We start from the raw sequence: 26,345 nt of genomic DNA, 5'->3' as shown, positions 1-26,345 counted from the left end.
CCACCTGCGCGGATCGTTGGGTCTGTCAGGTCACGACGTTGGTGAAGAAGACGGCCAACTGGTTGGCTCCGTTCACGATCCCGTCGAACACGTTGCTGACCGCCGCCGCCGCGTTCTTCGGCTGAGTGAACAGGTAGAAGACGACGAAGGCCACGGCGAGATACGTGAGGACCTTCTTGACCTGCATGGGGGCCTCCTGCAGTCCATTCCCAGCCGTATATACCCGATCTGGGCCGATCAGTGGCATCTTCTATGAAGATGTTCTTGATCATAACCGGGGGGCGTCTTTACCTGGCCATCGTACGGCCATCAGCCCGCCTTGGGGCGGGGAAATCCGGCCCGCCCTTCAGATGCCGAGGGAGGCGTGGGTGAGGCGGGCGACGGCGTCGGGGTCGCCGGTCAGGTCGACCCTGGCGTGCTCCTGCCGTCCGAAGCAGAACAGCAGCAACTCGCTCGCCTTCCCCGTGACCTCCACCTTGGGGCCGTCCTTGGCCCCGCCGATGGCCACCCCGCCGCCGAGCCGGTGCAGGATCACGCCGACCGGCGACCTGCGCAGCATGACCCTGGCCCCCATGTCGAGCCGCCGCCACAGCAGCCGCTCCAGCTCGCCGGGCAGCTCGCGCGGCTCCCACGACGGCTGGGCGCGGCGCACGTCCTCGTGGTGGACGAAGAACTCCAGCGTGTTGACCACCTCGTCGAGCGGGGGCAGCAGGCCGTACACGCCGCCGGGCCTGCGCACGATGTTCACCAGCTCGGGGAAGGGGTGCTTGGCCTTCAGGCCGTCCTGGACCGAGGCGGTGTAGCCGGCCAGCGGCTTGAGCGCGATGCCCGGACCGGCGTCGAGCCTCCGCTCGCGCAGCACGAGGTGGGCGGCCAGGTCGTAGGTGCTCCAGCCCGCGCACAGCGTCGGCGCTTCGGGGCCGAGCGTGTCGAACAGGTCACACAGAGCGGAACGTTCGCCGCGGGCGTGAGTCACCAGACGATTCTACTGGGGCGCGGGAATATCCAGCTGATCAACCATGATAGGGACTTAAGTACAGATTTCCCCATTGAAAGGATCTTCCTCGAGTGGCGACCAAGGTCACCTCAGCCGTGATGCGTCAGGGGCTCCGTGTTCTCGGGGTGGCCATCCGCACGGAGAAGGCGGTTTTCGCAGCCGCCGTCATCAGCAGCGGCCTGTACGGCGCGATGACGGTCGCCTCGGCCTGGGCACTGGGCTGGGCGACGGAGAACGCCGTGCTGCCCGCCTTCGCCAGGGGCGAGACCGGCGCGGGCGCGCTGTGGATCTCGGTCCTTCTCATCATGGCCACCGCCCTGCTCAAGGCGATCGGCGTGGCGGGCAGGCGCATCCTGGCCGGCATCCTGCAGTACCGCATGCAGGCCAGATCGCGCAGGGACGTCACCAAGCAGTATCTGCGCCTGCCGCTGGCCTGGCACCACCAGCACCCCACGGGGCAGCTGCTGTCCAACGCCAGCGCCGACGCCGAGGCCGCGTGGGCGCCGCTGGCGCCCCTGCCGATGGCCGTGGGCGTGATCGTCATGCTGCTCACCGCGGCGGTCGCGATGCTGGTCACCGACCCCGTGCTCGCCCTCGTCGGCTTCCTGATCTTCCCCGCCATCGCCGTGCTGAACCTGGTCTACCAGCGCAGGCTCAGCCCGCTGGCCACCCACGCCCAGCAGCTGCGCGCCGAGGTCAGCGAGATCGCGCACGAGAGCTTCGACGGCGCGCTGGTCGTCAAGACCCTGGGCCGCGAGGACCTGGAGACCGAGCGGTTCGAGCGCCGCGCCCACGAGCTGCGCGACGCCAACATCGCCGTCGGCAAGGTCCGCGGCCTGTTCGACCCGATGCTGGAGGCGCTGCCGACGCTCGGCGTGCTGATCGTGCTGATGGTCGGCGCGGTGCGGCTGTCGGGCGGGGCCATCAACTCCGGCGAGCTGATCCAGGTCGCCTACCTGTTCACGCTGCTGGCCTTCCCCATCCGCGCGCTCGGCTGGGTGCTGGCCGAACTGCCCCGCAGCGTCGTGGGCTGGCAGCGGGTGCAGGCGGTGCTCGACGCGACCGGCTCCATGGACTACGGCCAGGCCGGCGTGCCGGGCTCGGCGCCCGCCGGGCTCCAGGTATCCGCGCTGTCCTACTCCTACGGCGAGGCCGAGGTGCTGCACGACGTCACCTTCGAGGTCCCGGCCGGCCGTACCGTGGCGCTGGTCGGGCCCACGGGGTCGGGCAAGTCCACGCTCGTGCAGACGCTGGTCCGCCTGGTCGACCCGGACAAGGGCGAGGTGCGACTGGACGGCGTCGACCTGCGTGACATCGCCTACGGCGGCATCGCCGACGCGGTCGCGCTGGTGCCGCAGCAGACGTTCCTGTTCGACGACAGCGTGCGCGGCAACATCGCGCTCGGCCTCGACGTCCCCGACGAGGACGTGTGGGCCGCGCTGCGCCTGGCCCAGGCCGACGGCTTCGTCGCCAAGCTGCCGTCCGGGCTCGACACCAAGGTCGGCGAGCGCGGCACCAGCCTGTCGGGCGGCCAGCGCCAGCGCATCGCGCTGGCCCGCGCGGTCGTGCGCCGCCCGCGCCTGCTGATTCTCGACGACGCCACCTCCAGCGTGGACCCACAGGTCGAGGCCAAGATCCTGTACGGCCTGCGCGACCTGAACGCGGCAGCCACCACCGAGGAGGGAGCGGCCTCGACCGTCGTGGTCGTCGCCTACCGGTTGGCCACCATCGCCCTGGCCGACGAGGTGGTCTACCTGGACCGCGGCAGCGTCGTCGACCGCGGCACCCACCTGGAACTGCTCGGGCGCTGCCCCGGATACCGCAACCTGGTCACCGCCTACGAGCGCGAAGAGGCCGAAAGGGCCGCGATCGCGGCGGAAGAGGAAGAAGAGGTCGTGGCATGAGCGGCGCTTTCCAGGACTCGGGCCGGTCGGCGCTGGGCACCGTCCGTCACGGGCTCTCGCTCACGCCGGAGTTCCGCAAGGGGCTGGCGGGCACGCTCGCCCTGGCCGTGGTCGCCACGGTCGGCAAGATCATCGTGCCGATCGCCGTCCAGCAGACGATCGACACGGGCCTCAAGTCCGGCACCCCTGACATCTCCTACATCTCCCGAGCGGTGCTGCTGTGCGCGGCGGCGGTCATCATCACCGCCCTGTGCGGTTACGTGATGAACGTCCGCCTCTACAAGGCCACCGAGGCCTCCCTGGCCACGCTCAGGGTCCGCGGCTTCAGGCACGTCCACGACCTGTCCGTGCTCACCCAGAACACCGAGCGCCGCGGCGCGCTGGTCTCCCGCGTCACCAACGACATCGACCAGATCAGCAACTTCATGCAGTGGGGCGGGCTGATGATCATCGTGGCGTTCGGCCAGCTGCTGGTCGCCACGGCACTGATGTTCGTCTACTCGTGGCAGCTCACGCTGCTGGTGTGGGTCTGCTTCATCCCGCTGATGATCGCCCTGCCGCGCTTCCAGCGCTGGCTGTCGTCGGCCTACACCACCGTCCGCGAGCGCACCGGCGACATGCTGTCCGCCGTCAGCGAGTCGGTCGTCGGCGCGGCCGTCATCCGCGCCTACGGCTCCGAGCGCCGCACCTCCGAGCGCATCGACACCGCGATCAACGCCAACAGGAGCGCCCAGGTGCGCGCCCAGAAGATCGTCGGCCTGGTCTTCCCGCTCACCGAGATCGTCGCGGCCCTGGCCATCGCGGGGATCGTCCTGCTGGGCGTCAGGCTCGGCATCTCGGGCGACATCAGCGCCGGCAAACTGGTCGCCTTCCTGTTCCTGGTCACGCTGTTCGTCTCGCCGCTGCAGATCGCCACCGAGGTGCTGAACGAGGCGCAGAACGCGGTCGCCGGCTGGCGGCGCGTCCTCGGCGTGCTCGACACCCCGCCCGACGTCGCCGACCCGGGCGAGGAAGGCGTCACCCTGCCGCGCGGGCCCATCGCCGTCGCCTTCGAGGACGTGCACTTCGCCTACCCGGGCGGCGCGCCGGTCCTGCACGAGCTGTCGGTCTCCATCCCGCCGCGCACGCGCATCGCCGTCGTCGGCGAGACCGGGTCCGGCAAGACGACCTTCGCCAAGCTGCTCACCAGGCTGATGGACCCGGTGGACGGCCGCGTCACCGTCGACGGCCACGACCTGCGCGACGTGCGCTTCTCCTCGCTGAGGGAGCGGATCGTCATGGTGCCGCAGGACGGCTTCCTGTTCGACGGGACGCTCGCCGAGAACATCCGCTACGGCAGGCCGTCGGCCGCCGACGAGGAGATCTCGCTGGCGCTGACCGAGCTCGGCCTGGCCGACTGGCTGGAGGGCCTGCCCAAGGGCCTGGCCACCGAGGTGGGCCAGCGCGGCGAGTCGCTGTCGGCGGGCGAACGCCAGCTCGTCGCCCTGGCCCGCGCCTACCTGGCCGACCCCGACCTGCTGCTGCTCGACGAGGCCACCTCTGCCGTCGACCCCGCCACCGAGGTACGGCTGGCCAGGGCACTGGAAGGGGTCACCAGGGGCAGGACCGCGATCTCGATCGCCCACCGGCTGTCGACCGCGGAGAACGCCGACGAGGTCTTCGTCTTCGACGCGGGACGGCTCGTCCAGCGCGGCCCGCACGCCGACCTGGTCGAGGAGCCCGGCGTCTACGCCGACCTGCACGCCTCGTGGGTCTCGGCCGCCCACTCCTAGCCCCCACCCGGCCCAGGCGCGGCATCGCCGCGCCTGCCTGGTTGAATGGCCGCATGTCCCTCGACCCGAAGGTCGCCTCGCGACTCAAGCGCACTCCCGACGGGCTGGTGCCCGCCATCGTCCAGCAGTACGACACGGGCGAGGTCCTCATGCTCGCCTGGATGGACGACGAGGCGCTGCATCGCACGCTGACCACGGGCAGGGCCACCTACTGGTCGCGCAGCCGCTCCGCCTACTGGGTCAAGGGCGACACCTCAGGCCACGTCCAGCACGTCAAATCCGTGGCGCTCGACTGCGACGGCGACACCATCCTGCTCAAGGTCGACCAGGTGGGCGCCGCCTGCCACACCGGCGACCGCACCTGCTTCGACGCCGACCCGCTCCCCCTGTCGTGGAACCCGGCGTGAAACCTGGCGTGAAACGCGAGCTGGGCGCCTGGCTGGTGCTGTGCGCGGCGGGCGCGGGCCTGCCGCTGCTGGCCGCCGGCCGCGTCTGGACCTCCGTCACCTACGGCGCCGCCGCGCCCGTCGAGCTGACGGGCGGCGACCTGGCGCCGGCCGGACAACCGCTGGCCCTGGCCGCGCTCGCGGCGATGGTGGCGCTGTTCGCCACCAAGGGCGTGTGGCGCAGGATCGTCGGCGGCGTGCTGGCGCTGTGCGGGGCGGGGGTCGCGCTGCTGGCCTGGCAGGGCGCCGATGATTCGGCCGCGCGGGAGCTGGCCGCCCGGCGCAACCCCGTCGGGGCGGCGACCCAGGAGGTCACGGCGCTCGTGCACGCCGTCTGGCCGTACGTGGCGCTGGCGGGCGGCGCGCTGCTCGTCGCGGCCGGCGTGCTGGCCGCCGTACGCGGCACGGGTTGGGCGAGCATGTCGGGCCGCTACGACCGCCCGCGGACGGACGCCGGGCCACGCGACGACAAGTCGCTGTGGGAGGCTATCGACAGGGGAGACGACCCGACCGAGGAGCGCTGATGACGGCCGGGCACGACCATGGCAGGCAGCACGCGTGACCGCAGGGTTACAAAAGGTCCACAATGCGGCTACTTCCGCACGTGGAGGACAGCTTCTCGCTAAGCTCTGCGGGCAATTCGCTATTCATGAGGAGTCGTCGGTATGAGCTACGGAAACCAGGGCGGTAGCGGGGGCTACGGCGAGCAGCCGCCCGGGGGTGGTTACGGCCCTCCGGCGGGTGGTCAGGGCTCCGGTGGTTATGGCGCCGGTCAGGGATCCGGCGGGTACGGCGCGGGCCAGGGTTCGGGCGGTTACGGCTCGGGTGGTTACGGTTCGCAGCCTCCCGGCGGCTACCCGCCTCCTCCCGGTGGCGGCTACGACCCCTACGGCGGCTACGGCGCGCCGCAGCCGAACAAGACCAACGGCATGGCCATCGCCGCTCTCATCAGCGGCATCGTGGGCCTGCTCACCTGTGGTGTCGGCTCCATCGTCGGCGCCATCCTCGGCCACATCTCGCTCGGTCAGATCAAGAAGACCGGCGAGGAGGGCAGGGGCATGGCCCTGGCGGGCCTGATCCTGTCCTACGTCGGCCTCGCCGGCTGGGTGATCTTCCTGATCTTCTGGGTCGGCCTGCTCGGCTACGCGGCCAGCGTGGGAGCCACCTACTAGGTATCGTTGGCAGCGTGGTCACCGACACACGCGGCCGGAAAGCCGTTCTCGCACCGCTGGGTCTCGCCCTGGCGGCGGGGGCGGCTTTCGCCTATGTGGGGGTGGTCGATCCCAACGAGTCAGGCCACTATCCTGCGTGCCCGTTCTTGACGCTCACCGGCTGGTACTGCCCCGGTTGCGGCGCGCTGCGGGCCACCCACGCCCTGGCCCATCTCGATCCCGTGGCCGCGCTGAAGCTCAACCCGTTGCTGGTGCTCGCCGTACCCGTCGTCGCCTACGTGTGGTTCAGGTGGCTGGCGGGCCAGTGGCGGGGGCGGCCGTGGCGGCCGCGCGCCCTGCGGCCGGCCTACCTCTGGGCGCTCCTGGCGCTCGTCCTGGTCTTCTGGGTCGTCCGTAATCTGCCTTTCGGTGCTTTTCTGGCCCCGTAGCAGGGGGGCTGTGGCAAGGCGGGCCCGCGGCGGCCGATACCATCGCAAAGACGGGACGGGGAGCGGACGCCGACGCGAACTCCTCGTCGCCCCCACCACTGTCGACCGGAGGGACCTTGATCGCGTGAACGAGCGGAGCCTGAGCGGGACCGTTCTCGACGACATCCTGACCGGCGTGCGAGAAGATCTGGCCGACCGGCAGGCGGCGGTGTCGCTCGAGGAGTTGAAGGAGCGCGCCAGGCGCGCCCCCGCGCCGCGAGACGCCTACGCGGCGCTTGGCGGCGACAAGGTCTCGGTCATCGCAGAGGTCAAGCGGTCGAGCCCGTCCAAGGGCGCGCTGGCCGCCATCGCCGACCCGGCGGCGCTGGCCGCCGACTACGAAGAGGGTGGCGCCCACGTCATCAGCGTCCTGACCGAGCGGCGCCGCTTCGGCGGCAGCCTGGACGACCTCGCCGCGGTTCGCACGCGGGTCGACATCCCGATCCTGCGCAAGGACTTCATCGTCACCTCCTACCAACTGTGGGAGGCCCGCGCCCACGGCGCCGACCTGGCCCTGCTCATGGTGGTCTCGCTGGAGCAGCCCGCGCTCGTCTCGCTCATCGAGCGGGCCGAGTCGATCGGGCTGACCCCGCTCGTCGAGGTCCACACCGAGGAGGAGGTCGAGCGGGCGGTCGCCGCCGGCGCCAGGATCATCGGGGTCAACGCGCGCAACCTCAAGACTCTGGAAGTGGACCGCGACGTCTTCGCCAAGCTCGCACCGAAGATTCCCGACGGCATCATCAAGATCGCCGAGTCGGGGGTTCGCGGCCCGCACGACCTGCTAGCGTACGCGCGGTCAGGGGCTGACGCCGTCCTGGTCGGCGAAAGCCTGGTGACCGGCGCCGACCCGCGCAAGGCGGTGGAGGCCCTGGTCACGGCCGGCGCCCACCCCGCGACCCGACCCGACCACGGATCAGAGGGATGAGATGACTGTCCTGACCGCCGCCGACCTGGCCGGCAACGGAGCCCGCGGCGACGACCCCGACAGCGGCGGCAAGTTCGGCATCTTCGGCGGCAGGTTCGTCCCGGAGGCGCTGATCCCCGCCCTCGACGAGGTCGCCTCCGTCTACGCCGAGGCCAAGACCGACCCGGCGTTCATCGCCGAGTTCGACCACCTGCTGCGCACCTACGCGGGCCGTCCCACGACGCTGACCGAGGTGCCGCGCTTCGCCGAGCACGCCGGCGGCGCCAGGATCGTGCTCAAGCGCGAGGACCTCACCCACACCGGCGCCCACAAGATCAACAACGTGCTTGGCCAGGCGCTGCTCACCAAGCGCCTCGGCAAGACCCGCGTGATCGCCGAGACGGGCGCGGGCCAGCACGGCGTGGCCACCGCCACCGCCGCCGCGCTCATGGGCCTGGAGTGCGTGATCTACATGGGCGCCGTCGACTGCGAGCGGCAGGCGCTCAACGTCGCCAGGATGAAGCTGCTCGGCGCCACGGTCGTGCCCGTCACCAACGGCAGCCAGACGCTGAAGGACGCCATCAACGAGGCCTTCCGTGACTGGGTGACCAACGTCGACAACACCCACTACCTGTTCGGCACGATCGCTGGCCCGCACCCGTTCCCCGAGCTCGTGCGCGACTTCGCCCGCATCATCGGCGTCGAGGCCCGCCGCCAGATGCTGGAGCTGACCGGAGGGCTGCCCGACGCGATCTGCGCCGCGGTCGGCGGCGGCAGCAACGCCATCGGCATCTTCCACGCCTTCCTCGACGACCACGACGTCGCCCTGCACGGCTACGAGGCCGGGGGCAGGGGCCTGGAGTCGGGCGAGCACGCGCTCACGCTCACCGCGGGCTCGGTCGGCGTGCTCCACGGCTCGCGCACCTACGTCCTGCAGGACGACGAGGGCCAGACCATCGAGTCCCACTCCATCTCGGCGGGCCTCGACTACCCGGGCGTCGGCCCCGAGCACGCGTGGCTCAAGGACAGCGGCAGGGCCTCCTACCACGGCATCACCGACGCCGAGGCCATGGACGCCTTCGCCCTGCTGTCCAGGACCGAGGGCATCATCCCGGCCATCGAGTCCTCCCACGCCCTGGCGGGCGCGCTGAAGCTCGGCCGCGAGCTCGGCTCCGACGCCACGATCCTGGTCAACCTGTCCGGCCGCGGTGACAAGGACATGGGCACCGCCATGAAGTACTTTGGGCTGTGAGATGACGACTCTTCAGACGGTGTTCGCCAAGGCCAAGGCCGACAACAGGGCGGCGCTCGTCGGCTACCTGCCCGCCGGGTTCCCGACCAAGCAGGGCGCGGTCGAGGCCGCCACCGCCATGGTCGAGTCGGGCTGCGACGTCATCGAGATCGGCCTGCCCTACTCCGACCCGCTCATGGACGGGCCGACCATCCAGGACGCCGTCCACCGGTCACTGCTCAACGGCACCCGCATCGCCGACGTGCTGCGCACGGTCGAGGGCGTGGCCAAGACCGGCGCGGCGACGCTGGTCATGACCTACTGGAACCCGATCGACCGCTACGGCGCCGAGCGCTTCGCCCGCGACCTGGCCAACGCGGGCGGCGTCGGCACGATCACGCCCGACCTGACGCCGGAGGAGGCGGGCCCGTGGCGGGCCGCCTCAGCCGAGGCGGGCATCGACACGGTGTTCCTGGTGGCTCCCAGCTCGACGGAGGAGCGCATCAAGGCCGTCGTGGAGTGCTGCACGGGCTTCGTCTACGCGGCCTCGCTGATGGGCGTCACGGGCGCCAGGGAGACCGTGAACGTGGCCGCCGAGGCCCTGGTGGCCCGCACCAGGGCGCACACCTCGCTGCCGGTCTGCGTGGGCCTGGGCGTCGGCACGGGCAGCCAGGCGGCCGAGGTCGCCGGCTACGCCGACGGCGTCATCGTGGGCTCGGCGTTCATCCGCAGGCTGCTCGACGCGCCCGATGAGGCCGCGGGCCTGAACGAGGTGCGCCTGCTGGCCGCCGAACTGCGCGCGGGCGTCTCCGCCCGCTGAGTCGTCCGTACGGCAGGCACCCGCCGAGGCCACCCAGGTCACCGGCGGGCGCCCGTCCATCGCGGCGCTCCAGCCGACTCCGGCCGGCCGCCCCGACGTGACGGCGCCGGCCTTACCGAAGTCACGGAAGCAACGCGGCTGTCGTAACAGGACAGCCGCGTTTGTGTTTCTGTGCGATATCGCATCCCTGTGAGCACGTAAGTACAAGGGCTGCTCATCGTTTGTCCATGGCCCCGGCTCGGCACGCGGGGCCATGGTTACGGGCATCGGACGCGGGCGACGCACCCGCGTGGCCTGGAGGGAAAGACGATGGGCAAGTCAAGGACGATCCTGGGCGCCACCGGAGCGCTGGTCTGTGTGTCGCTTGTGGCCGCGTGCGGCGGCCAGGCGGGACCCACGAGCTCGGCGGCGCCCTCCGCCGCCGCCTCGACGGCGGCCGCGGGCGGGCCTGTCACGCTGGAGTTCTGGGGCTGGGCGCCGGGCTACGAGGACGCCACCAAGGCGTGGAACGCGGCCCATCCCGGCGTCCAGGTGAAGTTCACCCAGACGCAGCCGGGCTCGCAGGGCGGCTACCAGCGCATGCTCGCCGCCGTGAAGGCGGGCAACGCGCCGTGCCTGGCCCAGGTCGGCGCGGAGACGCTGCCCAGCTTCCTGGTCGAGGGCGCGCTGGAGGACATCACCGCGCAGGCGCAGCCGTACAACGCCAAGTTCCAGCCGTGGACGCTCAAGACGGTCACCTTCGGCGGCAAGCAGTTCGGCATCCCCGTCGACTCGGGCCCGATGGGTCTGTTCTACCGCAAGGACATCTTCGACAAGCACGGCATCGAGGTGCCGAAGACCTGGGACGAGTTCGCCGCCGCGGGCGAGAAGCTGCGCAAGGCCGACCCCAAGGTGTCCATCGCCACCTTCAGCCCCGACGACATGTACCTGTTCGCCGGTTACGCCCAGCAGGCCGGCGCCAAGTGGTTCGGCATCGACGGCGACGCCTGGCAGGTCAGGATGAACGACCCGGCCACGGTCAAGGTCGCCGACTACTGGCAGGGACTGATCGACAAGAAGCTCGTCGACGTGCTGCCCGGCTGGTCCGACGCGATGTGGAAGAACTACACCGACGGCAAGAGCGCCACGGTCGTCAGCGCCGTCTGGATGACCAAGGTGCTCGAGGACTCCGTGCCCAAGACCAAGGGCAAGTGGGCGGTCGCGCCGATGCCGGTGTGGGACAGCGCCAGCCCGGCCGTCGGCAACTCGGGCGGCTCGCCGAACGCGGTGCTGAAGGGGTGCAAGAACATCAAGGAGGCGGTCGACTTCGCCGCCTGGATGTCGACCGACGCCACCGCCTTCAACGACCTGATCGCCAAGGGCGGCCTGTTCCCCGTCACCGTGGACGGCGGCTCGCTGCCGAACATGAACGCTGGACGGCCCTTCTACGGTGACCAGAAGGTCTTCCAGACCTTCGCCGAGGCCAGCAAGAACGTCAACCCCGACTTCGGATGGGGGCCGACGATGCCCGCGGTGAACGCGGTCTTCGGCGAGGAGTTCGGCAAGGCGGCCAACGGCAAGGGCGGCACCCTGGGCTCGGCGCTCACCGTGATCCAGGAGAAGGCGGTGGCCTCCCTGAAGGACAAGGGCCTGACCGTCGCCCCCTGACCCCGACCTTCCGCATCTCCGACCGTGTAACCGTCACCGTGTAACCGTCACCGCCCCGCCGGGCGGTGACGTGGAGGACCGATGGCAACAACCCAGCTCGAAGCCGACGTGACCCGAGCGGCCCCACCCCGGCGCAGGAAGGGCAGGCCGACCAGCAACAGGGCGGCAGCCATCTTCCTCCTGCCGTTCGCGGTGCTGTTCGTCGTCTTCTTCCTGGTCCCGATCGGCTACGCGATCAACGAGAGCTTCTACCAGGTGAAGCGCTCGGGGCTCGGGTTCGGCACGCCCGAACGGGTCTTCTCGGGGCTGGACAACTTCATCGCCGTCTTCGCCGACGGCAGCTTCGTCGACGGCGTCGGCAGGCTGCTGCTGTTCGGAGTCGTCCAGGTGCCGATCATGCTGGGCCTGTCGCTGGTGCTGGCCCTCCTGCTCGACAGCGCCGGCGCCAGGTTCAAGCGCTTCTTCCGGCTGACCTACTTCCTGCCCTACGCGGTGCCCGGCGTGATCGCGGCCATCGTCTGGTCGTTCCTGTACACCCCCGACATCTCGCCGCTGGCCGACGTGCTGCCCTTCGACCCGCTCTCGGACACCGCGGTCATGTGGTCGATGGCCAACATCGTCACCTGGACCTGGGTCGGCTTCAACATGCTGGTCATCTACGCGGCGCTGCAGTCGATCCCCAGCTCGCTGTACGAGGCGGCCGAACTGGACGGCGCGGGCGGCTGGAAGACCGCCTGGTACGTCAAGGTGCCGTTGGTACGTCCCTCGCTGGTGCTGACCGGCGTCTTCTCCATCATCGGCACCCTGCAGCTGTTCAACGAGCCGATGGTGCTCAGCAGGATCACCACGTCGGTGAGCAAGGACTACACGCCGCTGATGCGCGCCCTGCAGGTCGCCCTCGACAACAACGACTACGGCCAGGGCACGGCCATCGCGCTCACCCTCGCGGTGATCGCGGCGGGCCTGTCCTACCTGTTCATCCGCCTTTCGGCCTGGCTGACCGCCCGGGGAGTGAACCGATGAAGCCGACCATGCGCTCCCGCACGCTGACCACCGCGTTCATGTTCCTCGTCGCGGTCTACATCCTGCTGCCGATCTGGTGGCTGCTGGTCTCGGCCACCAAGTCGGGCGGCGACCTGTTCGACACGCCCGCGCTGTGGTTCGGCGACATCAACCTCGGCACCAACCTGGGCAGGCTGATGGAGCAGGACGGCGGCGTCTATCCGCGCTGGCTGCTGAACACCGTCCTCTACTCCGTCGGCGGCGCGCTCGGCGCGACCGTGGTCTCGGCGATGGCGGGCTACGCCTTGTCGAAGTACCCCTTCAGGGGTCGCGGCGCGGTCTTCGCCACGATCATGTTCGCGGTGCTCATCCCGATCCCGCTGCTCGGCCTGCCCCTCTACCTCCTGCTGTCCAAGATCGGGCTGATCGACACCGTGTGGGCGGTCCTGCTGCCCAGCATGGTCAGCCCGTTCGGCGTCTACCTCGCCAGGGTCTACGCCGACGCGGCGGTGCCCGGCGAGCTGCTGGAGGCCGGACGCCTGGACGGCGCGGGCGAGCTGCGCATCTTCTTCACCGTCGCCATCCGGCTGATGGCGCCCGCCCTCGTCACGCTGTTCCTGTTCCAGTTCGTCGCCATCTGGAACAACTTCTTCCTGCCGATGATGGTGCTGAACGACGAGTCGCTGTGGCCGATCACGCTCGGCCTGGTCAAGTGGAACAGCCTGCGCTACGGCTTCTACCGCGACATGGTCATCACCGGCGCCTTCGTGTCGGTCATCCCCGTCATCCTCGCCTTCATCGGCCTGCAGCGGTTCTGGAAGGCCGACCTCGCCGCGGGCGGCGTCAAGCTCTAACCCCTCACCCCCTTTCACCCCCTAAACGCAGGAGCGATGCCCATGCGTCTGCTTTCGGCTGCCCTCGTCGGCGGTCTCACCCTGTCAGGATTAGCCGTCTCGCCCGCCGCGGCGGCGGAGACGATCACTCTCACCTCGCCCGAGCTCACCGTGGCCGTGGCCGGCGACTTCCCCCGCGTCCTGAGCTACACCGCCCCGGGCGGCGCCAGGCTCGGCGGATCCGGCGCCCCGATCACCGACGTGGAGCTGAACGGCAAGCCGTACCCGGTCACCGGGGTCTCGACGGGGAGCGACGCCGCCACGGCCCGCTACCGGCTGACCTTCGACGCGCTGCCGGGCGTGGAGCTGGAGGCCAGCATCGCGCTGGACGGCGCGACCACCACGTTCAGGATCGACGCCGTCAAGGACACCGAGGCGTTCAGGGTCGGCACGATCGACATCCCCGGACACGACCTGGTGTCGGTGGCCGGCGACCAGGCGGGCGCGGCCACCGCCTTCACCAGGCTGGACCCCGACTCCACCCGCACCGCCGACAGGTTCGCCCAGGTCACCTCCGCCACCCCGGCCGAGACGGCCCCCGTGGGAGCGACCTACGCCATCGTCAACACCGGTGAGCTCGCCGCCGCGATCGAGTCGAACTCCAGCTTCGACCGGCCCTCGGGCGCCACCAACGTGGACGCCGCCAGGTTCTGGCACCAGGCCCGCAAGGACGCGGCGGGCAAGGTCACGGTCGGCGTGTGGAGCGGCCAGTGGACCTACCGGGCCTCGGGCGCGCCGTTCACCGAGGAACTGCCGTGGGCCAAGGTCGTCGTCACCCCCGACGCCAACGGCGACGGCGGCGTGGACTGGCAGGACGGCGCGATCGCCTTCCGGCGGATCGGCGTCAAGCCGCTCGGCGCCGACCAGACCCGCGAGCGGGTGGCCATCCACATCCCGTTCAACTTCGCCAGCCAGGCCACCCACCCGTTCCTGCGCACGCTCGACGACGTCAAGCGGATCTCGCTGGCCACCGACGGGCTCGGCCAGCTCGCCATCCTCAAGGGCTACCAGTCCGAGGGCCACGACTCGGCCCACCCCGACTACGGCGGCAACTACAACAAGCGCGCGGGCGGGCTGAAGGACCTCAACACGCTGCTGCGCGCCGGCAAGGACTGGAACGCCGCCTTCGGCGTCCACGTCAACGCCACCGAGGCCTACGCCGAGGCGAAGGCGTTCGACGAGAGCCTCGTCAACAAGAACGCCAGGGGCTGGGACTGGCTCGGCCAGTCGTACTACATCGACCAGCGCACCGACCTGGCCACCGGCAACCTGGCCAAGCGCTTCAAGCAGCTGCGCGAGGAGACCGACCCGAACCTCGCCCTGCTCTACCTCGACGTCTACTACACCCACGGGTGGGTGGCCGACCGCACGCTCGCCGAACTGCGCGAGCAGGGCTGGCAGGTCTCCAGCGAGTGGGCCGACAAGCTGGAGCGCGCCTCCCTGTGGTCGCACTGGGCCAGCGACCTCAGCTACGGCGGCGCCACCAACAAGGGGCTCAACTCCCAGATCATCCGCTTCATCCGCAACCAGGAAAAGGACGTCTGGAACAGCCACCCCATCCTGGGCAACGCCCGCATCGAGGAGTTCGAGGGCTGGACCGGCGAGGTCGACTGGGCCGCCTTCTACCGCAACATCTGGGAGAACAACCTCCCCGCCAAGTACCTCCAGCACTTCCCGATCATGGACTGGAACGCCGACGGCATCGTCTTCGGCGACGGCGTGCGCGCCACGGCCGTGAACGGCAAGCGGGAGGTGTACGCGGGCCAGGCCAAGGTGATCGACGGCGGCACCTACCTGATCCCGTGGGAGGGCAGGTACTACCACTACAACCCGGCGGGCGGTACGACCACCTGGGACGCGGCCACGAAGATGCGCGTCTACAAGCTGACCACCCAGGGCAAGGTGGAGGTGGGCACCGCCGTCCCGGTCAACGGGAAGATCACGCTGCAGGCGGAGGCGGGCGTGCCGTACGTCCTCCATCCCGGCAAGGCGCCCAAGCAGGGCAAGGCGCAGTGGGGTGAGGGCAGCGGCATCGCCGACCCCGGCTTCAACGGCGACACGATGGACAAGTGGGAGACCGGCGGCGCGGTCAGCGTCGAGACCACCGCCACCGGTCAGCGGGTCGCGCTGCTCGGCGCGGGCGCGCGGGCCTCGCTGGCGCAGCGGCTCAAGGGCCTGACCCCCGGCGCCACCTACAGCCTGTCGGCCTGGATCGAGGTCGAGCCGGGCAAGGCGCGGCGCACCACGCTGAGCGTGGACGGCGCCCGCGACGTCGATGTCTCCGCCTGGCTCGACCGCTCGACGGTGAAGAACCAGGTGGCCGCTGACGAGAAGCACGGCACGCACTTCCAGCGGGTCAAGGTGGCCTTCACCGCGCCCAAGGACAAGGCGACCGTGCGCGTCACCGCCGAGGAGGGCGAGGCCGCCGTGCGCGTCGACGACGTACGGCTGGTCAGGACCGAGCCCACCGGCAAGGTGGAGGACTTCGAGCACGTCGACCAGGGCTGGGGCCCGTTCGTGAAGGGCGACGCGGGCGGCAGCACCGACCCGCGCACCCACCTCGCACAGAAGAACGCCCCCTACACCCAGGCCGGATGGAACGGCAAGGCCGTCGACGACGTCATCGGCGGCCAGGAGTCGCTGAAGGCGCACGAGGAGCGCAAGGGACTGGTCTACCGGACCGTGCCATGGAGCACCAGGTTCGAGCCCGGCCACGCCTACGAGGTGTCCTTCCGCTACCAGAACGCGCTGCCCGGCACCTTCGCCTGGGTGACCGGCTACGACAAGGCCGGACAGACGGTCGAGCTGCGCCAGACCCCGCTGGAGCAGAAGCTCACCACCGCCACGTTCACCGAGCGGGTCGTCGCCGGCTGCGGTGACGTCTGGGTGGGCCTGCGCTCGCTGCAGGCCGAAAAGGACGGCGCCGACTTCGTCCTCGACGACTTCTCCGTCACCGACCTCGGACCCGCCCAGGACCAGCTCGCCTGCGCCTCGCTGGCGGTGCGGCCCGCCGCCGAGACCCTGGAGCCAGGACTGCCCAACGACGTGACGACCGTGTTCGCCAACCTGGAGGACACCGTCGCGCGCAATGTCGCGGTACGGCTGAGCGCGCCGCAGGGCTGGACGGTCACCGGTGACGGAAACGCCGCGTCCGTCGAGCCCGGTCAGCAGCTGTCCACCGGGTGGAAGGTGACGCCGCCGGTCGACGCGCCCTACCAGCCATACGAGCTGAAGGCCACGCTCACCTACGAGGTGGGCGGGGTGACCAAGACGCTGGAGGCGGGCGCCGCCGTACGGACGATGCCGCCGCCGCCCACCGGAGACGTGTTCGTCAGCGACATCGACTGGACCGCGGCCACCAACGGGTGGGGGCCGGTCGAGCGCGACCAGTCCAACGGCGAGCAGGGCCAGGGCGACGGCAAGCCGATCACGATCGGCGGGAAGGCCTTCGCCAAGGGCCTGGGCACGCACGCCCCCGCGTCGGTCACGTACTTCCTCGGCGCGCGGTGCACGGCGCTGTCGGCCTGGGTCGGCGTCGACGACGTGCAGGCGACGCGCGGCTCGGTGCAGTTCTCCGTCGTGGCCGACGGCAGGGTGGTGGCGCAGAGCCCGGTGCTACGGGCCGCCGACCCGGCCTACGAGCTGACGGCCGACCTGACCGGCGCCAAGAACGTCCAGCTCCGCGTCGCCGACGGCGGCGACGGCAACGGCAACGACCACGCCGACTGGGGCGAGGCCAGGCTCTCCTGCAGCTGACCCCGGCACGAACAGGGCCCCCGGGAAGATCCCGGGGGCCCACCGCGTCCGCGTCGATCAGCCGAGGTCGGGTTCGGAACGCAGGTCGAGCGTGGGGGAGCCCGCGTGGTCGAGCTCCAGGATCACGATCTCGTTCGCGCCCGCCCGCAGCAGCGGCCACGGCACGTACAGGGTGCGCTGCGGACCCCGGTCCCAGTAGCGGCCGAGCAGGAAACCGTTGACCCACACGTACCCCTTGCCCCACCCCGGCAGCGCGAGGAAGCCGTCGGCGGGCTCGGCCACCTCCAGCGTGCCGCGGAAGAACGCGGGCACCGCTGCGGACAGCCCGTCCTCGTACGGCAGCGCGGGCAGCTCACCCAGGGCGATCGGCCTGGCCGTCACGCCGTGCAGGTACTGCTGGTCGTGCATGAGCGGCGCCATCAGGCCCTTGCGCTCGCCGAGCGCGGGCCCGTAGTTGGTCCTGCCCATCGACTCGACCAGCAGCTCCAGCGTGGCCGGACCAGGCACCTCCAGGACCGGCTCCTCGCCCCCGCGCTCCAGCACCGCCGTCAGCTCTCCGTCCACGTACAGGTGGGCCCGGTCGTGCACGCCGCCCACCCGCAGCCGGTACGGCCTGCGCGGCCCCGGCACCTCGACCCGGTACAGCGCCAGGCCGTGGGTCAGGCCGAGGTCCTCGAACGTCGGCGGCAGGGGAGCGGTCACCGCGGGGCCTGCCACCTCGTCGAGGACGTCGCCCAACCGTACGGACTCAACCAGCGGCACCGCCGCGGGCGGCAGGACGGGCGGCAGGCCGGGGACGTCGGGCGGCGAGGGGTTGTAGCGCGACAGGATCTCGCGGAAGCGCCAGAACTTCTCCGTCGGCGCGCCGCGCTCGTCGATCGGGGCGTCGTAGTCGTAGGAGGTGACCGTGGGCCGGTACTCGCCGCCCGCCAGCTCGCCGACCCTGTTGGCGCCCGCGGTGGTGCCGAAGTTGGTGCCGCCGTGCGCCATGTACAGGTTGACGGAGGCACCCGCGGCCAGGATCTGCTCCAGGGTGTCGGCCGCGTCGGCGGCGTCGCGGGTGACGTGCCCCTGCCCCCAGTGGTCGAACCACCCGCACCAGAACTCCATGCACATCAGCGGATCGTCCGGTCGGTGCTCGCGCAGCTTGGCGAAGGCATTCTCGGGGCCCGAGCCGAAGTTCACGGTCGCCAGCACGCCGGGGACGGTGCCGCCGGTGAGGTAGAAGTCGTCGGCGCCGTCGGAGGTGAACAGCGGCACCTCCACGCCGTGCGCGATCAGGTCGTCGGCCAGGTGGCGCAGGTAGACCGCGTCGCTGCCGTAGGAGCCGTACTCGTTCTCGACCTGCACCATGATCACGTTGCCGCCCTTGGTGACCTGCCGGTCGGCGATCAGCGGGACGATCTCGTCGAAGTAGCGCTCGACATGGGACAGGTACTCCGCGTCGCGGGTGCGTACCCGCGGGCCGAGTTCGGCGGTCAGCCAGGAGGGCAGGCCGCCGTTGTCCCACTCTGCGCAGATGTACGGCCCCGGCCTGACGATGGCCAGCAGTCCCTCCTCGGCGGCGGCGTCGAGGAAGGCGGCCAGCTCGTCCAGCCTGCGGAACTCTCCCTTGCGGGGTTCGTGGAGGTCCCACGGCACGTAGGTCTCGACCGTGTTGAGACCCATCGCCCTGAGCATCCCGAGCCGGTGGCGCCACTGCTCGGGCAGGACGCGAAAGTAGTGCAGGGCTCCGGACAGCACCCTGAACTCCGCGCCGTCCAGCAGGAACGCGCCCCCATTAATCGTGAAATTTCGCATCTTGCCCCTTGAGATAGGATTCCGCGCGTAGCAGCTTGCCGATTTCCCAGCTCAGGGACCATGGACAAAGCTGGTCAAGTTGTTGGACGGAAGGGGGGAGCGGATGGCCGACGACTTCCGGCGGTGGATGCACTACCTCACCCCAGGCCCCGCTCACCGCAGGCTCGGCCTCGTCTGTCTCGGCGTCGGCCACCTGGAGGGCCGGCTGCCCACCGTCGGCCCCCGCGCGCTCGACCACCACGTCGCCGTCGTCGTCACCCAGGGCAAGGGCTGGTTCTCCCACGCCGGCGGCCTGCCCGTCGAGGTCGTCGCCCCCTCGGTCCTCTGGCTACTGCCCGGCGTCAAGCACCACTACGCCCCGCACGACACCGGCTGGGTCGAGTGGTTCGTCGACTTCACCGGGCCCGCCGCCCTCGCCTACCAGGACCTCGGCTTCGTCGACGCGGCCACGCCCGTCACCCCGCTCACCACCGCCGAGCCCGCCGCGCACGCCATCGGCCGCATCGCGCAGGCCATCCGCAGGGGCAGCCCCTACCTGGAGGTCGAGACCTCCGCGCTGGTCCACGAGGTCCTCGTCGCGCTGCGCCACGCCAGGGCCGACGAGGACGCGGCGGGCGACCCCGTGCTCGCGGGCCTGGCCAGGGACGCCTGCCTGCCCATCTCCGTCGCCGAGCATGCCAAACGGCTCGGCATGACGGTCGGCGACCTGCGCGTGGTCGTGCGCCGCCTGGCCGGCTGCAGCCCCAAGGACTACCTGCTGTCGATCAGACTCAACCGGGCCAAGGACCTGCTGGCCGGTTCGGAGCTGCCTGTCGCGGCGATCGCCAGGCGGGTCGGCTACGACGACCCCGCCTACTTCACCAGGATCTTCACCCGCAGGGCCGGCCTGCCGCCGAGCGAGTTCCGCGCTCAGCAACACGGCGGCCTCGTGGCCGCCGACCTTAGTTGAGTCTTATCCAGCACGTGATCAGATGGCATCCAGGTACTGTGCGCATTCCAGATGTGACTACAGAGGAGAGGCATGTGACCGCGTCGCAACGGCTACGCACCGCTAGTGTGGCGATACCCTGGGTGACGACCCTGGCCCGGCTGGTCCTGGGCGGAGTGCTGATCGTGGCCGGTGGCCTGAAGATCGGCAGTATTCACGACTCCGTCCTGGCGGTCAAGGCCTACCGGTTGCTGCCCGACGCGCTCGCCACGACCGTGGGTTACGGCCTGCCGATCGCGGAGATCGTCGTCGGCGTGTTGCTGGTGGTCGGCCTGCTCACCAGGGCGGCCGCGGTGGTCGGCGGGCTGCTCATGCTGGCCTTTGTCTTCGGCATCGCGTGGGCGTGGGCCAACGGACTGCGGATCGACTGCGGCTGCTTCGGCGGGGGCGGCGAGCTGAAGGCGTGGGAGGAGCCGAGCTATCTGCTCGACATCGTCCGCGACTTCGGTCTGGTGCTGCTGGCCGTATGGACCGTCCGCTTCCCGCCGGGGCGTCTGGCCCTGGACACCGTTCTCGGGCTGGCGGGCAGGCGCGACGGCGACATGGACGACATCGGAGGGGATGAGGATGAGTAAGGCCCAGCGGGAACAGTCCGCGCGGGAGCGGATCAAGGCGCAGCGCGAGTCCGAGAAGAAGCAGGAGCACCGCAAGCGGATCGCCACCTACGTCACCGTGGGCGTGGTCGCCGTCGCGGCGATCGGCGCCGGGTGGCTGTTCGCGGCCAACCAGAGCCAGTCGGAGCAGGCGGCAGCGAACCTGGCGCCCGTCACGATCCAGAGCGACGGCTCGGTGGTGATGGCCAACGCAGGGGTGACCGCTCCCGTCGTCGACATCTACGAGGACTTCCAGTGCCCCGCCTGCAAGCAGCTGGAGGAGACGAGCGGCACGACGTTCAAGAACCTGGCCGCCGAGGGCAAGGCCAAGGTCGTCTACCACCCGATGACGATCTTCCCGCCGCAGATGAACAAGGGCATCACCAGGAACAACTCCGTGCGCGCGGGCGCCGCGGCCCGCTGCGTCACCGACGGCAAGCAGTGGATGGCCTACCACGACAAGCTCTTCGCCAACCAGCCCGACGAGACCGTCGAGGGCTTCTCCACCGCGCAGCTGGTCGAGCTGGGCAAGGAGGCGGGCGTCACCGCCCCTGACTTCGCCCAGTGCGTGACCTCGCAGAAGCACGCCCAGGCCTACGTCGCCGCCAGCGACAAGACCATCGCGGCCAACAACCTGAAGGGCACGCCGACGGTCAAGCTCAACGGCAAGGACATGGAGCAGAACACCGTGTTCGTGCCCAGCGAGCTGCGTCAGGCCGTTCTCGATGCCGCCAAGTAGCCACGGGTCCGCTACTCTCCACTGACATGCCCCTTGCCTCGATTCCCAGCCCCTCCCAGGGGGTCTGGTACCTCGGCCCGATCCCGATCAGGGCCTACGCGCTGTGCATCGTTCTGGGCGTCATCGTCGCGGTCTGGATCAGCGAGCGCCGCTGGCGGGCTCGCGGCGGAACGCCCGGCACGATCGTCGACATCGCCGTCCCTGCGGTGATCTTCGGGTTGATCGGTGGCCGCCTCTACCACGTCATCACCGACTGGCAGCTCTACTTCGGCGACCGGGCGCCCAACGAGCCGTACGAGGCGCTGTTCATCTGGAACGGCGGCCTGGGCATCTGGGGGGCGATCGCGCTCGGCGGCGTCGGGGTGTGGCTGGCCTGCCGTAAACGGGGGCTGTCGCTGAGCGCGGTGGCCGACACCGTGGCGCCCGGCATCGCCTTCGCCCAGGCCATCGGCAGGTGGGGCAACTACTTCAACCAGGAGCTGTTCGGGGGCCCCACGACGCTGCCGTGGGGCCTGGAGATCGAGCCGGGCAAGGCGGGCACGATCGACGGCTACACCGGGCTCTACCACCCGGCGTTCCTGTACGAGTCGCTGTGGAACGTCGTGCTCGGCTTCGTGCTGATCTGGGCGGGCAAGCGGTTCGCGCTGCACCACGGCAGGCTGTTCGCGCTCTACGTGGCCGGCTACACCCTCGGCAGGTTCTGGATCGAGGGGCTGCGGGTCGACCCCGTCGGCGGCGTCGACCACGCCGTCCACCTCCTCGGCCTGCGGATCAACCAGTGGACCGCCCTCGTGCTGTTCGTCGGGGCGCTGATCTACTTCTGGCTGACCAGGAACAAGGACACCGAGGAGATCGTCGTCTCACCCTCGGCCGAGTCCGGCGAACCTCCCGCCGAGTCCGCCGAGGTCTCTGACACCTCAGACGAGCCCTCCTCCGCTGGAGAGCAGGCAGCCGGGGGCGACGAGGGTGACCACGCCCCCGACGGGGAAGGGGACGGCCAGACGCAGGCCGTACCGGAGGAAAAGAAGTCCTGATGAGCGGGCGCGCGGAGATCCACCACGAACATCGCGACGTCAACGGCGGCTGGCTGAGGCCGTCGGTCTTCGGCGCGATGGACGGGCTGGTGTCCAACTTCGCGCTCATCGCCGGTGTCGCCGGCGGCACCGACGACACCAAGGTGATCGCGCTTGCCGGCATCGCGGGGCTCGCCGCGGGCGCGTTCTCCATGGCCGGAGGCGAGTACGTCTCCGTGGCCAGCCAGCGCGAGCTGGCCCTGGCCGAGATCGACGTCGAGCGGCGGGAGCTCGCCCGGCATCCCGAGGCCGAGCAGGAGGAGCTCGCGCAGGTCTACATCGACAAGGGTGTCGATCCCGCGCTGGCGGCCGAGGTGGCCAGGCAGATCTCGCGCGACCCGAGAAAGGCGCTGGAGGTCCACGCGCAAACCGAGCTGGGGGTCACGCCCGCCGACCTGCCCGCGCCCAAGATCGCGGCGGTGTCGTCGTTCCTGTCCTTCAGCGTGGGCGCGATCCTGCCGCTGCTGCCCTACCTGCTCGGCGTCACGAGCCTGTGGCTGTCGGCGGTGCTGTCCTGCCTGGCGCTGTTCGGGGCGGGGGCGCTGGTCTCCACCGTCACCGCGCGCAGCTGGTGGTTCTCCGGCCTGCGCCAGCTCGTCGTGGGAGGCGTGGCGGCGGGGCTGACCTTCGGGCTCGGCAACCTGATCGGAGGAGCGGGCGGGCTGTGAGCACCAGGAAACGCCGACGAACGCCGCCGTCCGACTGGAACCTGCCCGTCCTCACCGAGTGGGGGCTGCGGCCGGAGCAGCAGCGCCTGCTGGTGATCATCGCCTCGGTCGCGGGCGTGCTCATCGCGGCCGTCACGCTCACCCTCGTGATCGCCTCGCTCGGCGCCGACGCCAGGCCCGACGCGCAGCAGGCCGCCGGGCTGAGAGCCGAAGGGCTGCGGCCGGAGAAGTTCGAGGGCTGGACCTCGCCCAAGGTCTTCCAGCCCATCGCCGAGCGCGCCAAGGACACCCGGCCCATCACCGCCAAGGAACTGTTCGCCACCAAGACACTCAGGGGCGCGCACAGGGTCACGCTCAAGTTGGGCGAAAAGGTCGTCGACACCGACTGCTCGGCCGCGCTGTGGGGCGAGGAGCTCGTCGCCCAGGTCGCCGACGCGGGCTGCTCGCAGGCCGCGCGGGCCGGCTACACCAGCACCGACGGCCGCTACCTCGCCCAGTTCACGCTGCTCAACCTCAACGACGCCAAGGCCGCGGGCGAGCTGGTCGAGTCGCTGAAGTCGCTGCACAGGGGCGGCTGGGTGCGCCCCGTCACCGCCTTCCCCGCCGACGCCTACACCGAGGGCGGCGCCTACGCGCTGGGCCACTACGTCGCGCTGGTGTGGCTGTCGCGCGCCGACGGCGCCGAGCCCACACCCAAGGACGACTTCGCCAACCTCGCCCTCACCGTACGGACCGTCGAGAAGCCTCTGTTCAAGCGGGTAGTGGCGCTGACCGGCACCTCCTAGGCTTTATGACCATGCCCCGCCGCGTTCTCATCCCCATCCTGGCCGCCCTCGTGGCGCTCGCCGCGGCCGCTGCCTTCGTCTTCCTGCGCGGCGACGGGCCGAGGGCCGCCGTCTTCGCGGGGGAGCCGACGTCGGCGCAGTACGCGGTCATCGACACCGCGGTCCTCGATCCCGCGCCGCTCACCGAGGCCGAGGTGCTCGGCCCGGCGACCGCGACGCTCACCTCGGGCGGGGTGAGCATGGTGCGCGAGTCCGCCGCCCTGCTGACCGACTGCGGAGAAGTGATGTGGGGGGCGCAGGCCGCGGGGTGCACACAGGTGGTGCGCGCCGCCTACACCAGCGCGGACCGCACGGTCGCGGGCGAATTCTTCCTGTTCAACCTGGCCGACGGGCGGGCGGCCGACGCGCTGGTGTCCGAGCTGCGCACGAGCGGTTTCGTACGGCAGGCGGCGACCTTCGACGTCTCCCGCAGCAGGGCGCAGGCGCGGGCGCTCGGACACTTCGTCACGGTGAGCTGGGTCGGCCCCGTGGGCGGCGGGAAACCCGACCTGGCCCACCCGCAGATCGCTCTCGACGGCCTCGGCCGCACGGTCATCTCCGCCCGCGTCATCGCCGCCACCTGACCCCCGGCCCGTGACGCCTGGCCCGTGACCCCGGCCGCCGACCCCAGGCTCTCGGTCCGGCCGCCGGGGATCCCTCGATCGTCCAGCGGATCCGAAGATCGTCCGAGGGGGAGCGGAGGGAGCGTCTGAGGGTCGTCGGGGGTCAGGCGGGGTGCGTCCGAGGGCAGGCGAGCGTCAGGCGGGGAGTGTGGCGAGCGTTTCGGCGACGGCTGCGGGCAGCGCCTCCAGGCGGTGGAGCGGCACCTCCAGCACCGTGACCGACTCCGCCCATGGAGCCGCCTGCCGGATGAGGGTGCGGGCGTCGTTCTTGGTCAGCGTGGCCCCCCGCGCCGCGGCGGCCGCGATGAGCCCCTCCCGCCAGGTGTTGGCCAGCTTCCCGTGCGCGTTGTCGAGGATGCGGCGCACCACCCTGCCCGCCTCGTCGGAGGGCGGCGGCAGCCGTACCGCGTCGAGCACGCGACCGTCGACCGTGACCGCGTAGACGCCCGAGACCACGGGCAGCTCGCGCGGCGGCGGCTCGGCCAGGTGGACGCGCACGTGGGCGGCCCGCCCCGCCAGCAGCAGGCGGGGGAGCGCCGCCTCGAGCCCCGCGGGCACCGCGATCGCCACCGCGGAGGGCGCGGAGGCGTGCGGCTTGGCCAGCCAGGTGGCCAGCCTGGTGCGCGGCTGGGGGAGGTCCTTCGGCCAGTCGCCGACGAGCAGGTCGGGCGTGAAGTCCGAGCCCGCGTCGGGCCGCCCCCCGGCGGCAGGTCGCGTCGCGGCGTCGGGTCGCACCCCCGCGTCGGGCCGCGTCCCCGCGTCGGGCCGCGTCCCCGCGTCGGGCCGCGTCCCCGCGTCGGGTCGCGCCCCCGCGGCAGGTCGCGCCTCCGCGTCGGGCCGGGCTCCCGTGGCGGGCGTCGACTCGATGGACTGCGGGCCGTGGGTGTAGATCGCGGTGGCGAGCCGGTCGACCCTGGCTGCCACGGCGGGGCGGGTTTTGGTGGTGGGCCGCAGGATGTACAGGTCGGCGGCCGAGCCGATCGCCTCCGCACCGAAATAGCGGTTGAAGTCGGGATAGATGGCCTCGTGCGTGAGGTTGAGGTCGGACAGCGCGTTCTGCACCTTGAGGGCGAGCATGGGCGTGCGCTCGCTCGCGCCGTACGCCAGCAGGACCCTGCCGTCGTCCTTGAGCCCCTCCACGGCCCTGGCGACGAACAGCCCGATCCCCTCCGGCGTGTACGGCGGGTCGGTGACGGCCAGGTCGTGCTCGCGCGCCGAGACGGGCAGCCCGAGCCGCAGGTCGGCCCACCGGGTCGAGACGCCGAGGCCCTGGGCGTCGATGTAGGCCAGGATGCGCTCGTCGATGTCGACGACCGTCACCTCGCACTCCGGGTGCACCAGCCGAATCGCCAGGGAGGTCAGGTCATGGTCGCCGACGCACAGCACGCGCGCCCTCGGCAGCCAGAACCTGGCGCCGAGCAGCAGGGCGCGGCGGACGACGGTCTCGGCGGTGGCCGAGACGTGGTCGAGCGCCTGCCGGGCGGCGGGGGCCTGGCCGATGAGGTCGCGCATGCGCTTGACCACGTGCTCGTAGTGGGGGAGCAGGTGGGCGACGGGGTCGGCGGGCGGCTCGCCGACCGCGAACAGGTCCTGGTAGTCGGGCGTGTGCGGGAGCGGCACGCGGAAGCGCTCGCCCTGCCGTTCGAGCCTGACCTCGCGCAGGAGGGCCTCGATCGAACGTCTGGACGTGGCGCTCTCCCTGACCAGGTCGGCCAGTGTCCGCCAGCGGCCGTCGCAGACGAGCATGAGGGCGTGGCGCAGCCGCCTGCCGTCGATTCCGGCGCTCGCCAGCAGGGCCTCCAGGCCGTCGCGTTCCATGGGGCAACCCTATCCGTGGCGGCGGGGGCCGGCGGGTCTCCAGACAAGGGTGGGGAATACGCGAAAAGTATCGCGTGTTGGGACAAGAGCGTCCGCATGCCGAAATTTTGTGAATGTTCGCGATGTGGACCTGGTGGGCACTAATCCGACAGGGTGCGATACCCTCTACCCACTGAATCGCAGCAGGGCCAACGTCGTCCCCGCCTGC

At 70.9% G+C, this 26,345-nt stretch carries 24 protein-coding genes; 20 read left to right on the top strand and 4 right to left on the bottom strand.

The genetic code is table 11. From position 1 onward, the window contains the following. Positions 1 to 25: 25 nt before the first annotated feature. The gene (locus tag ACFXJ8_RS02980; RefSeq protein WP_379642107.1) at positions 26 to 187 is read right to left on the bottom strand and encodes a hypothetical protein; all 162 of its coding nucleotides are present in this window, start codon (positions 185 to 187) and stop codon (positions 26 to 28) included. 159 nt (positions 188 to 346) lie between these two features. Beyond that, positions 347 to 976, bottom strand: a complete 630-nt coding sequence (locus tag ACFXJ8_RS02975) for a TIGR03085 family metal-binding protein (protein ID WP_379642106.1) — start codon at positions 974 to 976, stop codon at positions 347 to 349. Positions 977 to 1,095: 119 nt separating this feature from the next. Between ACFXJ8_RS02975 and ACFXJ8_RS02970 the strand changes: the two genes are divergently transcribed. From ACFXJ8_RS02970 to ACFXJ8_RS02910, 13 genes are all read left to right on the top strand, one after another. After that, positions 1,096 to 2,901 (top strand): ABC transporter ATP-binding protein, encoded by a 1,806-nt coding sequence (locus ACFXJ8_RS02970; RefSeq protein WP_379642549.1) that lies wholly within the window; start codon positions 1,096 to 1,098, stop codon positions 2,899 to 2,901. Continuing rightward, complete coding sequence (locus ACFXJ8_RS02965) at positions 2,898 to 4,673, top strand: ABC transporter ATP-binding protein (RefSeq protein ID WP_379642105.1); 1,776 nt, start codon at positions 2,898 to 2,900, stop codon at positions 4,671 to 4,673. Before ACFXJ8_RS02970 ends, ACFXJ8_RS02965 begins: the two co-directional genes overlap by 4 nt. Positions 4,674 to 4,726: 53 nt before the next feature. After that, the gene (hisI, locus tag ACFXJ8_RS02960) at positions 4,727 to 5,080 is read left to right on the top strand and encodes a phosphoribosyl-AMP cyclohydrolase (RefSeq protein ID WP_379642104.1); all 354 of its coding nucleotides are present in this window, start codon (positions 4,727 to 4,729) and stop codon (positions 5,078 to 5,080) included. Next, the gene (locus tag ACFXJ8_RS02955; RefSeq protein ID WP_379642103.1) at positions 5,077 to 5,643 is read left to right on the top strand and encodes a Trp biosynthesis-associated membrane protein; all 567 of its coding nucleotides are present in this window, start codon (positions 5,077 to 5,079) and stop codon (positions 5,641 to 5,643) included. Before hisI ends, ACFXJ8_RS02955 begins: the two co-directional genes overlap by 4 nt. 141 nt (positions 5,644 to 5,784) lie before the next feature. Then, positions 5,785 to 6,291 carry a DUF4190 domain-containing protein gene (locus tag ACFXJ8_RS02950; RefSeq protein WP_379642102.1) on the top strand — a complete coding sequence of 169 codons (507 nt, stop codon included), beginning with the start codon at positions 5,785 to 5,787 and terminating at the stop codon, positions 6,289 to 6,291. Between the two features lie 14 nt (positions 6,292 to 6,305). Beyond that, on the top strand, positions 6,306 to 6,719 hold the full coding sequence (locus ACFXJ8_RS02945) for a DUF2752 domain-containing protein (protein WP_379642101.1): 414 nt from the start codon (positions 6,306 to 6,308) through the stop codon (positions 6,717 to 6,719). A gap of 124 nt (positions 6,720 to 6,843) precedes the next feature. Then, positions 6,844 to 7,683, top strand: a complete 840-nt coding sequence (gene trpC / locus ACFXJ8_RS02940) for an indole-3-glycerol phosphate synthase TrpC (RefSeq protein ID WP_379642100.1) — start codon at positions 6,844 to 6,846, stop codon at positions 7,681 to 7,683. 1 nt (position 7,684) lies between these two features. Continuing rightward, on the top strand, positions 7,685 to 8,914 hold the full coding sequence (gene trpB / locus ACFXJ8_RS02935) for a tryptophan synthase subunit beta (protein WP_379642099.1): 1,230 nt from the start codon (positions 7,685 to 7,687) through the stop codon (positions 8,912 to 8,914). 1 nt (position 8,915) lies between these two features. Continuing rightward, positions 8,916 to 9,713: a tryptophan synthase subunit alpha gene (trpA, locus tag ACFXJ8_RS02930; RefSeq protein ID WP_379642098.1), complete on the top strand. Its 798-nt coding sequence runs from the start codon at positions 8,916 to 8,918 to the stop codon at positions 9,711 to 9,713. A 309-nt stretch (positions 9,714 to 10,022) separates the two neighbouring features. After that, positions 10,023 to 11,360, top strand: a complete 1,338-nt coding sequence (locus ACFXJ8_RS02925) for an ABC transporter substrate-binding protein (RefSeq protein ID WP_379642097.1) — start codon at positions 10,023 to 10,025, stop codon at positions 11,358 to 11,360. 81 nt (positions 11,361 to 11,441) lie between these two features. Beyond that, positions 11,442 to 12,383: a carbohydrate ABC transporter permease gene (locus ACFXJ8_RS02920; protein ID WP_379642096.1), complete on the top strand. Its 942-nt coding sequence runs from the start codon at positions 11,442 to 11,444 to the stop codon at positions 12,381 to 12,383. Then, entirely contained in the window at positions 12,380 to 13,216 is an 837-nt protein-coding gene (locus ACFXJ8_RS02915) for a carbohydrate ABC transporter permease (protein WP_379642095.1), read from the top strand. The genes ACFXJ8_RS02920 and ACFXJ8_RS02915 overlap by 4 nt, the downstream gene beginning before the upstream one ends. Before the next feature lie 42 nt (positions 13,217 to 13,258). Beyond that, on the top strand, positions 13,259 to 17,011 hold the full coding sequence (locus ACFXJ8_RS02910) for an endo-alpha-N-acetylgalactosaminidase family protein (protein ID WP_379642094.1): 3,753 nt from the start codon (positions 13,259 to 13,261) through the stop codon (positions 17,009 to 17,011). A gap of 57 nt (positions 17,012 to 17,068) precedes the next feature. Here ACFXJ8_RS02910 and ACFXJ8_RS02905 read toward each other — a convergent pair whose 3' ends face one another. Continuing rightward, positions 17,069 to 18,811: a beta-galactosidase family protein gene (locus ACFXJ8_RS02905; protein ID WP_379642093.1), complete on the bottom strand. Its 1,743-nt coding sequence runs from the start codon at positions 18,809 to 18,811 to the stop codon at positions 17,069 to 17,071. A 103-nt stretch (positions 18,812 to 18,914) separates the two neighbouring features. Between ACFXJ8_RS02905 and ACFXJ8_RS02900 the strand changes: the two genes are divergently transcribed. From ACFXJ8_RS02900 to ACFXJ8_RS02870, 7 genes are all read left to right on the top strand, one after another. Next, positions 18,915 to 19,760: an AraC family transcriptional regulator gene (locus tag ACFXJ8_RS02900; protein ID WP_379642092.1), complete on the top strand. Its 846-nt coding sequence runs from the start codon at positions 18,915 to 18,917 to the stop codon at positions 19,758 to 19,760. A 122-nt stretch (positions 19,761 to 19,882) separates the two neighbouring features. Beyond that, positions 19,883 to 20,374 carry a MauE/DoxX family redox-associated membrane protein gene (locus ACFXJ8_RS02895; RefSeq protein WP_379642091.1) on the top strand — a complete coding sequence of 164 codons (492 nt, stop codon included), beginning with the start codon at positions 19,883 to 19,885 and terminating at the stop codon, positions 20,372 to 20,374. Then, the gene (locus ACFXJ8_RS02890) at positions 20,367 to 21,131 is read left to right on the top strand and encodes a DsbA family protein (RefSeq protein WP_379642090.1); all 765 of its coding nucleotides are present in this window, start codon (positions 20,367 to 20,369) and stop codon (positions 21,129 to 21,131) included. The genes ACFXJ8_RS02895 and ACFXJ8_RS02890 overlap by 8 nt, the downstream gene beginning before the upstream one ends. Positions 21,132 to 21,157: 26 nt before the next feature. Then, positions 21,158 to 22,165, top strand: a complete 1,008-nt coding sequence (lgt, locus tag ACFXJ8_RS02885; protein ID WP_379642089.1) for a prolipoprotein diacylglyceryl transferase — start codon at positions 21,158 to 21,160, stop codon at positions 22,163 to 22,165. Continuing rightward, a complete protein-coding gene (locus ACFXJ8_RS02880) occupies positions 22,165 to 22,872 on the top strand; it encodes a VIT1/CCC1 transporter family protein (RefSeq protein ID WP_379642088.1) in 708 nt (235 codons plus the stop codon). Before lgt ends, ACFXJ8_RS02880 begins: the two co-directional genes overlap by 1 nt. After that, a complete protein-coding gene (locus ACFXJ8_RS02875) occupies positions 22,869 to 23,657 on the top strand; it encodes a hypothetical protein (RefSeq protein ID WP_379642087.1) in 789 nt (262 codons plus the stop codon). The genes ACFXJ8_RS02880 and ACFXJ8_RS02875 overlap by 4 nt, the downstream gene beginning before the upstream one ends. A gap of 11 nt (positions 23,658 to 23,668) precedes the next feature. Next, positions 23,669 to 24,280 carry a hypothetical protein gene (locus ACFXJ8_RS02870; RefSeq protein ID WP_379642086.1) on the top strand — a complete coding sequence of 204 codons (612 nt, stop codon included), beginning with the start codon at positions 23,669 to 23,671 and terminating at the stop codon, positions 24,278 to 24,280. A 174-nt stretch (positions 24,281 to 24,454) separates the two neighbouring features. Here the strand turns inward: ACFXJ8_RS02870 and ACFXJ8_RS02865 are convergent, their stop codons facing one another. After that, entirely contained in the window at positions 24,455 to 26,137 is a 1,683-nt protein-coding gene (locus ACFXJ8_RS02865; RefSeq protein WP_379642085.1) for a bis-aminopropyl spermidine synthase family protein, read from the bottom strand. Positions 26,138 to 26,345 lie beyond the last annotated feature (208 nt).

The sequence above is a fragment of the Nonomuraea sp. NPDC059194 genome, from assembly GCF_042754765.1.
In the GTDB taxonomy this organism is placed as follows: Bacteria; Actinomycetota; Actinomycetes; order Streptosporangiales; family Streptosporangiaceae; genus Nonomuraea.
The sequence above is the reverse complement of the archived record's forward strand: the minus strand, read 5'-3'. Positions and strand labels throughout refer to the sequence as shown.